Origin of the sequence: Kutzneria sp. 744, from assembly GCF_000568255.1 — a bacterium.
Lineage (GTDB): Bacteria > Actinomycetota > Actinomycetes > Mycobacteriales > Pseudonocardiaceae > Kutzneria.
This window is the reverse complement of record NZ_KK037166.1, coordinates 2,625,146-2,637,356: the sequence shown is the minus strand read 5'-3', so window position 1 is coordinate 2,637,356 and position 12,211 is coordinate 2,625,146. Positions and strand designations below refer to the sequence as shown.

The window sequence follows — 12,211 nt, the reverse complement described above, 5'->3', positions numbered from 1 at the left end:
GCGACACAAGTAGCCAACCAGACCCTCGGCCCAGCCGAGCCGTCACGAGCGCCATCGGCCTGTCAGACGACTCTTGCCACACAGGTAGAAGCCATCTTCCGACAACAGCATCGCCGACTGGTTCCAAGCTGACTCAGGATCGCATCAGATGCGATCCTTGCTAGTTCCGTTAGGGGTTCACACGGGGGATCATGATGGGGTTCATACGCGGGGTCACGTTAGAGGACCACCCCCTGCGGCCTGTGAAGACGCAGGTAACCGACCACATAGGGGGATCCGTTGGTATCCCAGACTCGCTTGTCCGCAAGCCGGAAGACACATCGGGGGCAGGCTCGCTGGCCAGCGTCCTCTTGCCCTTCATTATCTCCTGTTTGTTTCTTCTCTCACCTTCTCTATATCCCCAATTTTCCTTTCTATTTTTGTTCCTCCTTTCCTTTCGCTTCGCCCTCGCCTTTACTATTGCCGTTCCCGTATCCCGACGCCCGACCGGGGCGCTGACCTGTGCGAATTGTCGGCGCTCATGGCGGGAATTCTGACCGTACGGACGGCTTTCTATGCGCCAACGATGACGCCGGGATTCCCGCACGAAAAGAGTCTTGCCACCGCGCTGACCACCCGCAACGAAAGGCTTCGTCATGGGCTTCACTGGATCACTCCTCCTCGCCCGCACCCCGGCGGGCCGATGACCGACCTCGACCCGCTGGCCGGACACGATGTCGAACTCGTCGGCCGTCGCAATGACCAGTGGCAGCTTGTCGCCGTCGACGGCCACGCCCCCTAACACGCCCGGCTGGGCCGCCGCGCTGGTCGAAGCCACCGCCGCCCCGGTCCTGATCGCGGTCGTGGACGACAGCGACACCGCGCTGCTGTTGGCCGACAGCCCCGGCGGTCACCGGTGGATCACGGTGCTCAACGCCCCAGCAGGCAGCGCGGGCCGGGCAGCGGTCGCCGACACCAGGGCGAGGACGGCGATCGCCGAGCAGGCCGTCATGTGGGCGGCCGAGGCCGGACAGACTGTCGCCGCCGAATCCGTGCTGGAGGCGTTGTGCGCGGCAGACCACGACAACCGGGCCGCTGATCGCGCTTTCGACGACGCTGCGGGCGACATCGAGGCCATGGCATCGATCGTGCGCAACCAGATCTCGTTCATCGAGGTCTTCGTCCTGCGGGTGCTGGCCGTGCTCGGTGTCGCTGTGCCCGTCGGGGAGGATGCCTCGTGGTGGGCTCATCTCGCCGCTCAAGCGCAGACGCGCTGCGCGTAACGAATTCGCCGCGTCCGGTGGCCGCCCCCATGGTTTCCCGTGGCGACGCGGTGTCGGGCGGTCAGCGAATAGTCGGTCAGCGGTGGGGAATCGACCGGCATGTCGGTGATCGCGTCGCGCTAGTGATCAGGCGAACGCGAATGTGGTTGTGTCCCAACGGTGTCAACGTTGGGACACAACCACATTCGGGCGCGGGCTTGGTTAGTTCGTCGGCGCGGGTGCGGCCGTCGTCTCCGCCGGGGTGAGCGCGAAGCGCCTCGGCTTGTCCTGGGTCTTCACCGCGACGCCGTCCTCGGCGAGCTTGTCCAGCGCGTTGCTTACCGCACCCGAGGATTTCCCGCCCAGGTCCTTGGCGATCGCGGTCGGGCCGAATTCCTTTCCGGGGTGGTCGCGCAGGAAGTCTTCGACCATCCCGCGCAGTGCGCCCGGTGCCAACCGGTCCTTGTCGTTCTCCTTGCCGCCCTTCGCGGTGTCGGCGGCGGTCTCCGCGTCACCATCTGAGGCCTCGGCCTCCTCGGGGGCGATTGGCTCGGCCTGCGCCGGGTCGGTCTTCTCGGCCTCGTTGCCTGAGGCGTCAGTCGGTTCGGCGTTCACCGGTGGGGTGTCGTCGTTCTCGATGGGCGTGATGGTGGCCTCGTCCGGGCTATCCGGGGCGGTCTGGGCGGTGCCCGCCGAGTCGATGTCTTCCGCCGGGGCGTCGTCGACCGGTGCGGCGTCGATGTCGGTGATCGCCCACAGGTCGGCGGCGCGTCGACCGCCGTCGGCGATCCCGGCGGTACGGGTGACGCTGCCGTCGGCCGCCCACTTGACGAGGATCTTCGCGGCGGTGGACTTTCCGATCTTCGCCACGCCGGACAGGTCGGCGGCGGTGCTGTACGGGTTGGCGTGCAACGCCTCCCACAGTTTGTCTTCGGCATCCGTGCGGCCCGCCCCGGCGGTGTCCTGCTTGGGGACCGACCGCAGCGTGCTGCCGGAAACCGTCGTGTCGGTGGTGGCGGTTGTGCGGGTGCGGGTCTTGCTGGACATGACGTCCCTCGATTCGCGTTTCGTGATCGGGTGGTGGTCATGCCCCGGCCGGAGCAGGTGTGCCCCCGGTGCGCTGTCGGTGTGTGCGGGCTACACCACTATGGACGCTTCCTTCGGCCCATGAAGTCAAGCGGTGTGGGAAAACAAGACGACCATCTCATGTGGATCGTGCCATGGAGCTGGGCAATCGTTACGCCACATGGGTCCATTTCACCGCCGGCGCGCATAGCGGCATTGACAACCCCCGTCGCACGAAGCGTCCATGCAGGTCGGCCAATCGGCCACAACAGCCACAGAAACCGAAGGGGCACCTAGATATGCCGACCGACAACGTCACGCCCCAGGTAGTCGACCTGGCTCCCGGTGGGGCCGTGGACGGATCGCACACCGCACCCACACCCAAAAACGCCAACGCGCCCACCGGCCCGTCACGGCCGCAAGACGCGGCGTCGATACGGGATTGGCAGGGGCTGCCGCCCGATGCCCTGATCCTGGTCCCGGCGTCGGTCAGCCCCACACCGATGCGGTCCCCGGACGGCGTGTGGGCGATGCTCGTGCTTGCGGTGGACATCATCGGCGACACCGACACCGACACCGACACCGACCGCGCGGGCGAGGTGGCCCTGTTCGGCGGACAATGGGTCGGTGAGCAGCCCCCGGCGGACGATCCATACGACGGGGATGTTGTCGTACGCCTGACTCGTCCGACCTGCCCCTTGCCCCGCGACCAGGTAGCCGATGTTGAGATGCTGCTGGCTCACCACGGCCGTTGGCAACGAGTCGGCCAGTGGTTCGGCGTCGACGACAGCTGGCCGGACATCGTCGCGCCTACTGCCGCCGCCGTGATGAGACTGCACTGTGATCTCAGTGAGTCGGTTGCGGGGTTCGAGGCCGCGTCGCCGCCCGTCTTTCCGTCGCCGATGAAGTGGTCGCGCGGCGGTGTCATCGAACTACTCGACGCTGGAATGGTCACGGCAGGCGATGAGGTGGTCTGGCACCGCCGCAACCTCGGTGTATGCCACACCGCGCGGATTCGGGCCGACGGGGCACTTGTCGTGGCTGATGGTCGGGCGTATGCAAACCCATCTGGTGCCACTACCGCCCTGGGCGGCAACCATCAGAACGGTTGGGGTGCGTTCCGACGGGCGTCCGACGGACGCACGTTGGGGGACTTGCGCACGGAGCTTCACGCACGGCGTAAGAACTGATGCCCGCACGGCCCCATCACCTCTATCATTCACACCGGGCTGTGCCGCATGGTGATCGCCTCGCCGTGCGGCACACTCGGCCGCCTAGGAGAGCTGGCCATGACCAACATTAAGTCCACCGTGGATTGTTTCGTTCTATGGGGCGCACGAGCTGGGATCGGCCCCGGCTACACCTTGGAGTCAGCCGCCGTCAGGCTCTGCGAGGACATCGCCGAGTTGCGTCGGGACGGTGGTCTCCCGGACCGCGTGCGCACGGTCATCGGGATCCTGCCGCAGCAGCGGGTTTTGGAGGTCAGGGTTGAGGGCTTGTCGGTCGAGGCCGACCCGGACCGCACCACCATCCGTGAGGTGACCTCTACGCTGTTCGAGTTGGCCAGCTATCACAACATCGTGGCCCTCGACGGCGTGACGCCGCCGCTGTTCACCCAACGCATCTTGCTCCTCGGCACCGACGGCCGCCCGTTCAGTGCTATGGTGGGCGCGGCCGTCGGTGACGTGGAACCCGTTACCGGGCAACCGAACCAGCCGGGCGGGTAGCCCCCGTATAGTCGTCTCCCTTGTACCGATAGGGTTGGATTTTCACGACCTGCCCGAAATCCGGCGCGTCGATCATCATCCCGCCACCGATGTAAAGCCCCACGTGGTGGATGTTGACGGCGGCGTTGCCGTAGAAGACGAGGTCGCCGGGCAGCAGCGGATGCCCGTCCGGCACGTGCGGCCCTGCCCGGAACTGCGAGTCCGCCGTGCGGGGTAGTGTGACACCGGCCGCCTTGTAGGCTGCCGAGGTGAGCCCGGAGCAGTCGAATCCGCCGTCGGCCCCGCCATTGCCGCCCCACACATACGGCAATCCCCTTTGCCCACAAGCATAGTTGATTGCGGCCAACGCAACCGAGTTGGTGGCTTGGATCGCGTTGCAGTCACCCGTGCCTACCGACGCCGCAGCATCCGAGTACTTCTTGGCCTGGTCCAACACTTCCTGCACGTACCACTCGGCGTGGTTGTAGGCAAAGATCGCCGCGTGCAGATCCCCGCGTCCAGCTCCGTTGTCGCACAAGTAGAAGGCTGCGGCGTAGATCGCGTCGTGCGGGTTGTACCGCGACGGCGGGCTCGCCCCACCGGCCGGGATCGAATGCCTTGCCGCCACGCTGTCGAAAGTGGCTTCCAGGAACTGCATTTGACCGCCAGCCCCAAAAGCATTGACACCACTGGAAACGCCCGGCAACGTAGACCGGCCATGATTGGTCTCGATCTTGCCGATAGCGGCGAGGATCGACCAGTCCAGCCCTGGGCACACCCCGGCCGCCGCCCGGTACAGGGCGAGGTAGTCCGGGGGGATGTCGTCCAGCGCGCTCTGGCTGGGTTGGCTGCCGCTGCCGAGCATCGTCGAGATCGCCCCGGTCATCACGGCGGCGATCAGCAGCGGGATGAGGATGATCACGCCGATCGCGGCCATGCCGACTTTCGCGATCATCGCCTGCCCGCCCGCCAATAGGTGAACTGGATGCGAGCGCACCGCACGATGCGGCGGGCCCCGCGCAAGACCAGCAGCCCGCACACCGTCGCGGGAACCCACAGCCACGCCGCCCAGTCCCACCGGGTCACGCCGATCACCAGCCACACGGTGACAGCGGTGAACAGGACGGTGGCGAATGCCACCTCCGGCAACACATGCCCTGCCAGGTGTAGCCCGTACGGGGTGTCTACCCAGCCCGGCATCTCCTCGACCTCGATCCGCCGCAGGTCGGCGGCCAGTCGCGGGTAGAAGATCGCGAAGTCTGGCGCGTCCATCCCCGTCTCACCGCCTGCTCGTGCTCGGCCCGCGCGAGGTCGCCGGCGGCATCGGCGCGGGCGCCGGGGCCATCAGCGCCAGCGAGTCCGCGCCCCCGTGGTCGTCGTCGAGGTCGGTGACCGGCGGCGGCACGTGCGGCCAGGCTTCCAGCAACCGGTGCAGACCGCGCCGAACCGGCGTAATCCCGTGAGTGTCGAGCGGCAGCCACACCTCGTCGGCGGGACTCGGGTGCTCTGCTTCGGGATTGAGCAGCTCGGCCGCGGCGGTGGCCACAGGGACCGAGTCCGGGTCGTCGAGCTCACGCCAGGCCCGTTGGAGAAGCCGGCGGGCGGTGGCCTCGCGCCGTGAGGTCGGCACCCAGATCAGCAGCGGCGTGGTGATGCCGGTGGCCTCGGCCAATGCCGCGTATCCGGTCAGCTTGCCGGTGAGTTTGCTCAGGACCTCGGTGCCGAAGTCGTACTCCAGGAAGAACTCGATGGTCTGGCCCTGGCTGCTCCAGCGTCCGTAGGCGTCGGGTTTGATCAGATCGCCGAAGTGGCGGGCGCAGCGGGCCTCGGCCCACCATGCCTCCAGCGTGGCGTGCTCGCCGGGGTCGGGGTGGCGGGCGTGGTCGACCAGGGCGGTGAACCACTCGTTGACTCCGACGGTGTGGGCCAGGCGCAGGCTGTGGGCGACGCCGAAGGCCCGGTCGTGCCGGTAGCCGAGGTCTTTGACGTCCAGGCCGTCTTCGGCGGCCAGCACGGCGGCGCCGGCGGGTGCGAGCACGTAGTGCATCGGCGCCGTGCCGACCGAGACGAACGGCTGGAAGCGATCGACCACGCCCCACTGGAACAGCTCCCGCAGCCGCATCCGGCCCGACCGGAAGGAGGGGAACGCGAGGGCGGTGATCTGGTGGGCGGTGAGCACGCGGTGCTCATGGACCATGCGGATGATCCACCGGTCCCGCGGCGTCAGTCGCCAGGCGAGCAGTGCGTGGTGGTCTGCGGTGTTAGCCATGCGTGGGGTCGGCCGGGTGGGCTTGTGGCCGCGCAGGGAGCGTTGCTTAGTGGGATTGGTGATCACGATGTACGCCTTCCAGAAGTGGATTTCGGTGGTGTCGATCCAGCGACCCGGCGATACTGTTCTGTGTGGGAGAACAGCAGCCGACGCCGCCGCGGTGGGATGATCTGCGCGACGATGCGCGGCGCGACAAACGCAACATGTGTAAGCCTCAGTTCGGCGAGCGGGTGCGCGAGTGGTCTGACATCCGCGATGACATCTACTCGCGGCCGAGCGAAGACGAACGCGGCGAGCCCCGCGGCTATGACACGTCCGGCATGCAACGTCTTCGCGGCCTGATCGTGGTCCAAGCGGCTGAGACTGAAGCTGTGCTCGGCCGAATTCTGCGCAAGGTCGATCCACAAGCGAAGCCTGGAAAGAAGATGGCCGGTGGCCTGCTGAAGGAGATCTACGAGAAGCTGCCAGGTCCCGACAAGATCGCTTGGCTGTCGCACGTGCGCCAGATCGTCCGAGCTCAGTGGTGGCGGAATCTAGCCGTGCACCACACTGTCGAGACCGGCTACACCTGGGCCGACCACGCCACCGGCGGTGGCGAGTGGGTTCCCGTCGTCACCGCCATGGACGGCGAACTCTGCACAGAGCGGGAATTGCGCGGTGACCTCGCGCTCCAGCAGACATCCACGGTGCTTGCGATCGAGATGCTCCACGGGTTGTCGTGCACCAATCACAGTCCCTACGAGGATTGCCCTGACTGGTGGGAATGAGGCGGGACATTGCGGCGCCACCGTGCGGAGAGCGGAGAGTCACGGGGACCGACGGGGGTCCACGCTGCGCGTCCGCGCGCCTGACTGCCTGTTTTGGCTAGGACGGGGCGCGGCCTGTCCGTCGGGCCGTTGAGGTGCGGTGCCAGCGCGTCGCTCGCCCCTGTTGTTTTGAATAGTCTGTCGAGCGATGACACGGATCTCCCGTGCGCGACCGGGTACCGCGGGCGGAAGTGGCTGGGTGCGCATGGTGAACGGTTGTGCTTCCTCGCCGTTGAGGACCAGGCGGACGGCGGCGTGGTAGACGCCCAGGTGTGCGAGGTCGTGCTCGGACAACCGGGGTGCGGTGTGGCGCGAGAGCTCGCGGGAGTCTTCCGGGCTGGCGTTGAAGAAAATCTTGCTGCGAGCGTTGGTTGACATGCCCTGCCGTAGTTCGCGGGGAAGCTGTCCGAGGTGCTGGTGGGCCAGGGTCATCGCGACCCGGAACCCGCGCGCCTCGGCCAGCATGTCCTCGATCGGATAGGGCAAATTGAGGAAATTGTGACACTCGTCGATGACCATGGAGGCGTCTTTGCGTTGGCGTTGCGGGGTTCGGGCGCGTCCGGTGGTGGCCTGCCAGGTGCGGGCGACCACCAGCGACCCGACCAGGCGCGTGGTCTCCTCTCCGAGACTTCCCTTGGGAATGCGGACAAGACAGATGCCGCCGTCAAGCACACCGCTCATATCCACGGTGGAGTTGCCGTCCGCGATGGCGTCGCGGACGAAGGGGCGCAGCAGGAACGCGCGCAGCTTGTTCATCAGCGGCGAGATCACCTGGCTGCGGCTGGAGTCGGTGAGTTCCTCATACCAGGTCCAAAAGCCGCGCAGGACAGGGTCGGTGACCCAAGCGGTGACACGTGAGCGGAACGCCTCGTCGACCAACAGCTTGGGCAGGTCGGCCAGGGTGGCGACGCCTTCCTGGGTGCGCAGCGTCAGGCAGGCGGCGCGCATGACGTCGTCGGTGCGCGGTCCCCAGAACGCGGAGTACACCCGGCGGAACACCGACACGAGGTTGTCGACGGTCAGATCGGTCTCCCCTCCGTCCAGGGGGTTCAGGCACGGCGGACGGGACTTCGAGTCGGCATCGAACAGCACGACCCGGTCCGCCGCCGAGCGCGGCAGCCGAGACAACACGTCGGTGACGAGGTCGCCCTTGGGATCGATAAGTACGATCCCGCGCCCGGCCTCGGCGTCGGCCAGGATCATGTTGCCCAGCAAGGTGGACTTGCCGGAGCCGGTGGCGCCGATGACGTGCAGGTGGTGGCGCGCGTCGGGGACCCGCAGCGCGACGGGGCGCTCGTGGCCGGTGTCGGTGACCCCGAGCGGCTTGGCCTGCGGGCCGGGAGTCGCAATGCCCGGCGGTGGGGAGATCGCGCGGGCGCCGGCCCGCTGCACGCCGGGGATCGACTCGTCGGTGGGCAGGTGCGCCAGCGCCGCCAGTTCATCAACCGAGAGCAGGTCGCCCTTGCCCAAATGGCGTTCGTCGATCACGGCGCCGGGATGGCGCAGGCGTGTGCGGCCGTAGCGGTTGTGCTCGGTGTAGGACGCGAAGCTGGCCGCGAGAGCGTGCGCCCGGCCGCGGGCGACATCCCGCGCCGTGCGAATCACCCGCTCGCCCGCGTCCTCGGGCAGGAGGGTGGCCACCGCGTAGCGGATGACCGTCTCGTACTGACTGCCGCGCTGCTTGGTGACGATGGCCCGGTTCTGCGCGGAGTATTCCAGCGACGTCTGGGGATCGGTGTGGAGCTGCCCGGACTTGGTGGTCTGCCGGCCACGACCGGCGTTCACACCGGGAGTGATGAGGTCGAGCAGTCGGCCGATCAGGCGAGTGGAGCCGCCGGTGTGCACCCGGCGCGCCGACCGGCGCGCCTTCGCGACGCGGCGGCCGGTGACCGGGTGGGCCAGGACCTGCACGCAGGCATACTCATCGCGCCCCAGCCCCACGGGCGCGCCGATCAGGGCGCGGATCGGGTCGGCGTCGAAGTCGGTGCGGATCGGCAGCGCCTCGCTGCGGGCCAGACGCAACTCGCCACCCACGACCAGCCGCCGCTGTCCCTGCGCTGCCAGCGGCAGCGGCGGCTCGGCCGGGCCAACACGGGTGTGCGAGCCCGGCCAGGCGGCCTCCACCGCGCGCTCCACCAGGCCGGGCGGAATGACGCCGGGCACCCACAGCCGAATGGCGACCCCGGCCTCGGAGAACACGTACTCGCAGGCGACATGCGGCTGGCCGCTGAAAGCGCGGCGCCACGCAGGCCTGAGCAAGCCGACGAGGTTCGACCACAGCGCGGCTCCGCCCGCGGGGTCGACGGTGGGTGGGGCGAGGATGGTGATCTGGCGGGCGTCGGCGACCAGAGCGGCGTGCCGGCGCACGGCCAGCCAGCGCCGCTCGGAGAGCACCACGAGTGCCGAGAACACGACGAACACCGACACGGTGGGCCACCACACGGCTAGCCACTGTCCGATCGGGACGAGCACCGCGAGCAGGGTGCCCAGGGGATCGCGCAGGTACTGGCCAAGCAGGCCACCGGACAGGCCGGTCGGCACCGGCCCGGCACCTGCCGACGCGACGGTGGACAGCGGGTGGCTGAGGGCTGCGGGTATCACAGCGAGCATGACGAAAGTCCCTTCACCAGAAGAGGAATTGCGTTCCCGACAAGAGAGTGGGAGGTGTTAGGCGGCGTCGAGTACGACGTGCTCGTCGACATCCGCAGACCCGAACTCGTCACCGTCACCGGTCTGCGGCGTGTCGTCGGCGCCGCCCAGGTCGACGTAGGACTGCTCGACGTCGGCGTCACCGATGTCGGCCGTCTCGGCGTATCCGGCGAGTTCGGCGGGGTTGCTCGTGACGAGAAAATGCTCCGTGGGTGAGGCGATGGATTGAAAGGCCACGCGCTGGGTTCCGGCCGAGAGCAGGCCCTGTCCCTTGTCAGCCGACAACAGGAACTGACGTTCTCCCGCCGAGAGGTCGAAGGTCTGGCTGATCTCGTCGATGGCTTGGGACGCCTGGCGCAGCAGGATCTGGGTCGCCGCGTTGGCCACCACGGCTTTGCCGAGGTCACTGCCGAGCACATCAGCGGTGTCCTGGGTGGCGACGGTCAACCCGGCCCAGTGTTTGCGGGAGGCTTTGGCCATGCGGAACAGGAACTCCGCGCCGGACCGCTCTTTCATCAGCAGCCACGCCTCATCGACCACGACCAGACGCGGGCGACGGATCGCCGGGTTGGACACCCGCCGCCACACCGCGTCCAACGTGAGCAGGGTGCCGATGCCCTTCAACTCGTCAGGCAGGTCGCGCAAGCTGAACACGATCAAATGCCCGTCGGGAGTGGTCGTGGTTGGCCCGTCGAACAACTGCTTGAACGCGCCCTCCACAAACGGGTGCAACCTCGCGCCGAGCTCCGTCGCGGCCCGGTCGCCGGCGTGGCCGGCGGCGGTCAACTGGTCGCGCAAAGTCCGCAACGTGGGCGAGGGACGGGTCCAGGTGCGTGGGTCGGCGGTGATCCCCACGGATTGGTAGGTGGCGGCGATGGCGCGGTCCAGCGCGGCCCGCTCTGCGGAGTCCGGCTTACCCCCGATCAGGACGGCGATGACGGTGTGCAGGAACAGCGACCGGCGCACGAGGGCGTCTTTCGGCGCTGTGCGGCGGCCGTCGTCGGTACGGTGGATGGGCAAGTCGAACGGGTTGAGCCGCACCCCTTCGGCGCCGAGGTGGACGTAGGTGCCGCCGACCGCGTTCGCCAGGCGCGCGTACTCGTCTTCCGGGTCGACGACGGCGATCTCGATGCCCCGGTACAAGCTGCGTAGGAGTTCGAGCTTGACCAGGTAGCTCTTGCCCGCGCCGGAGCGGCCGAGGATGACGCTGTTGTGGTTGTGCATTCCCTCACCGAATCGGTCCCAGTGCACCAGGCCCTGGCTACCGACGTTGTAGCCGTAGAGCACCCCGGAAGGTGCAGCGACCGACGTCGGATCGGCCGCGGGCAAATCGGGCGAGGTGAACGGGAACGCCGCCGACAACGCGCGGGTGTCGAACGTCCGCCGCATCCCGATGAGGTCCAGGCCCATTGGCAGGCACGACACCCAGCCCTGCAGCGACCGGTAGGTGGTGTGCTTCGCGTCGAGCAGCAGGCTCGCCGCCAGTGATCGCAGCGCGCCCACCTCGTCGTGCAGCGCCCGCTCGGTCGGAGCGTGGATCGTGAGGTACAGGCCGACGCGGAACAGTCTTCCCTCGCCGCGGGCGACGCGGGAGGACAGGTCGTAGGCGTCTTCGGTGGCGGCCTCGACCTGCGGGTCGTACAGGCGGCCGTGCTCGGCGGTGTGCCGGCGCCCGGACTCGAGTTTGGCGAGCTGTTTCTTGAGCCGGGTGGCGGCGGTGGCCGGGTCGATCGGCTCTACGTGCAGCGCGACGTCCAGGCGGCCGGGGTAGGTCAGTAGCGGGGCGAGCCAGCCGGGGTGCACCTCGCGCGGGAAGCCGGTCACGGCGAATGAGGACACCCATTCGTTGCCGACTTCCAGGTGGCGGGCGCCGACGGAGAGGGCGTCGGGGGTGAACGCGGCGGCGCGGGAGGCGGGCCGGGTGGTCGGGCGGCGTTGGCCGCGCCGGGTTCGTGCTCGGGTGGTCTTCACGACCGCCCCCCTTCGTCGTCGATGTCGTCGTCCTCGTAGTCCCAGTCGTCGATGTCGTCGTCCGGGTCGGGTGCGGCACCGCGGCTGTCGGCGTGCCAGAACCTGGTGGCGGCGAGGTCGTCGTCGCCCAGGTCGCCGCCGCCAGAGGTGGTGATGACCTCGTCGGCCCCCGCCAGCCCCGCCGACGGGGGCAGGAACGTGTCGGGGTTGCAGGCGGAGGCCAGCACGCTGGTGGCCTGTCCGGCATCCAGCGGAGTGACCACGATCCCGGCCGGCGCCAACAGCTCGACGGCCTCACCGAGCCGCCGCACCAGCCGCGACTCCGCCGCACGCCGCACCCCGGCCCTCGCCCGACCGGTGTCGGTGTTCGCGCGCCGTTTCCCACGCGCCAGCGCGGTCAGCACCGCCAGTGGAGAGGGTCCACCGAGGCCGTCGGTCGGGGCGGCAGTGGCGCTCATCGGCTCGCGCAGGACCAGCAGCACCTGCCGGCGCAGCAGGTCGGTC

General features: G+C 68.4%; 11 protein-coding genes and 1 pseudogene. 5 read left to right on the top strand and 7 right to left on the bottom strand.

Features of this window, described 5'->3' with window-relative positions; genetic code table 11:
* The first annotated feature begins 520 nt into the window (after positions 1-520).
* Entirely contained in the window at positions 521-781 is a 261-nt protein-coding gene (locus KUTG_RS63410; RefSeq protein ID WP_232240763.1) for a hypothetical protein, read from the top strand.
* On the top strand, positions 738-1,262 hold the full coding sequence (locus KUTG_RS11775) for a hypothetical protein (protein ID WP_232240762.1): 525 nt from the start codon (positions 738-740) through the stop codon (positions 1,260-1,262). Before KUTG_RS63410 ends, KUTG_RS11775 begins: the two co-directional genes overlap by 44 nt.
* A gap of 201 nt (positions 1,263-1,463) precedes the next feature.
* Here KUTG_RS11775 and KUTG_RS11770 read toward each other — a convergent pair whose 3' ends face one another.
* Positions 1,464-2,288, bottom strand: a complete 825-nt coding sequence (locus KUTG_RS11770) for a hypothetical protein (protein WP_043716787.1) — start codon at positions 2,286-2,288, stop codon at positions 1,464-1,466.
* A gap of 173 nt (positions 2,289-2,461) precedes the next feature.
* On the opposite strand from KUTG_RS11770, the gene KUTG_RS11765 reads away from it, so the two are divergent.
* Complete coding sequence (locus KUTG_RS11765) at positions 2,462-3,496, top strand: restriction system modified-DNA reader domain-containing protein (RefSeq protein WP_232240761.1); 1,035 nt, start codon at positions 2,462-2,464, stop codon at positions 3,494-3,496.
* Positions 3,497-3,544: 48 nt separating this feature from the next.
* Positions 3,545-4,033 carry a hypothetical protein gene (locus KUTG_RS11760; RefSeq protein WP_232240760.1) on the top strand — a complete coding sequence of 163 codons (489 nt, stop codon included), beginning with the start codon at positions 3,545-3,547 and terminating at the stop codon, positions 4,031-4,033.
* Here the strand turns inward: KUTG_RS11760 and KUTG_RS11755 are convergent.
* Genes KUTG_RS11755 through KUTG_RS11745 form a run of 3 tightly spaced genes read right to left on the bottom strand, consistent with a single transcriptional unit; the run spans position 4,002 to position 6,347 of the window.
* On the bottom strand, positions 4,002-4,967 hold the full coding sequence (locus tag KUTG_RS11755; protein WP_157494472.1) for a C40 family peptidase: 966 nt from the start codon (positions 4,965-4,967) through the stop codon (positions 4,002-4,004). The genes KUTG_RS11760 and KUTG_RS11755 overlap by 32 nt on opposite strands.
* On the bottom strand, positions 4,964-5,284 hold the full coding sequence (locus KUTG_RS11750; RefSeq protein WP_043716784.1) for a hypothetical protein: 321 nt from the start codon (positions 5,282-5,284) through the stop codon (positions 4,964-4,966). The genes KUTG_RS11755 and KUTG_RS11750 overlap by 4 nt, the downstream gene beginning before the upstream one ends.
* Before the next feature lie 7 nt (positions 5,285-5,291).
* Positions 5,292-6,347 (bottom strand): replication-relaxation family protein, encoded by a 1,056-nt coding sequence (locus KUTG_RS11745; RefSeq protein WP_043716783.1) that lies wholly within the window; start codon positions 6,345-6,347, stop codon positions 5,292-5,294.
* Between the two features lie 65 nt (positions 6,348-6,412).
* Here KUTG_RS11745 and KUTG_RS11740 point away from each other — a divergent pair, with 65 nt between their 5' ends.
* Positions 6,413-7,048: a hypothetical protein gene (locus KUTG_RS11740; protein WP_043716782.1), complete on the top strand. Its 636-nt coding sequence runs from the start codon at positions 6,413-6,415 to the stop codon at positions 7,046-7,048.
* Positions 7,049-7,087: 39 nt separating this feature from the next.
* On the opposite strand, the gene KUTG_RS11735 is transcribed toward KUTG_RS11740, so the two are convergent.
* The 3 genes and pseudogenes from KUTG_RS11735 to KUTG_RS11725 form a co-directional block, all read right to left on the bottom strand.
* On the bottom strand, positions 7,088-9,697 hold the full coding sequence (locus KUTG_RS11735; protein WP_043716781.1) for a type IV secretion system DNA-binding domain-containing protein: 2,610 nt from the start codon (positions 9,695-9,697) through the stop codon (positions 7,088-7,090).
* A 57-nt stretch (positions 9,698-9,754) separates the two neighbouring features.
* Positions 9,755-11,707, bottom strand: a complete 1,953-nt coding sequence (locus KUTG_RS11730) for a VirB4 family type IV secretion system protein (RefSeq protein WP_043716779.1) — start codon at positions 11,705-11,707, stop codon at positions 9,755-9,757.
* A pseudogene (locus KUTG_RS11725) lies at positions 11,704-12,211 on the bottom strand (PrgI family protein); the annotation flags it as partial. The pseudogene KUTG_RS11725 and the gene KUTG_RS11730, both read right to left, overlap by 4 nt.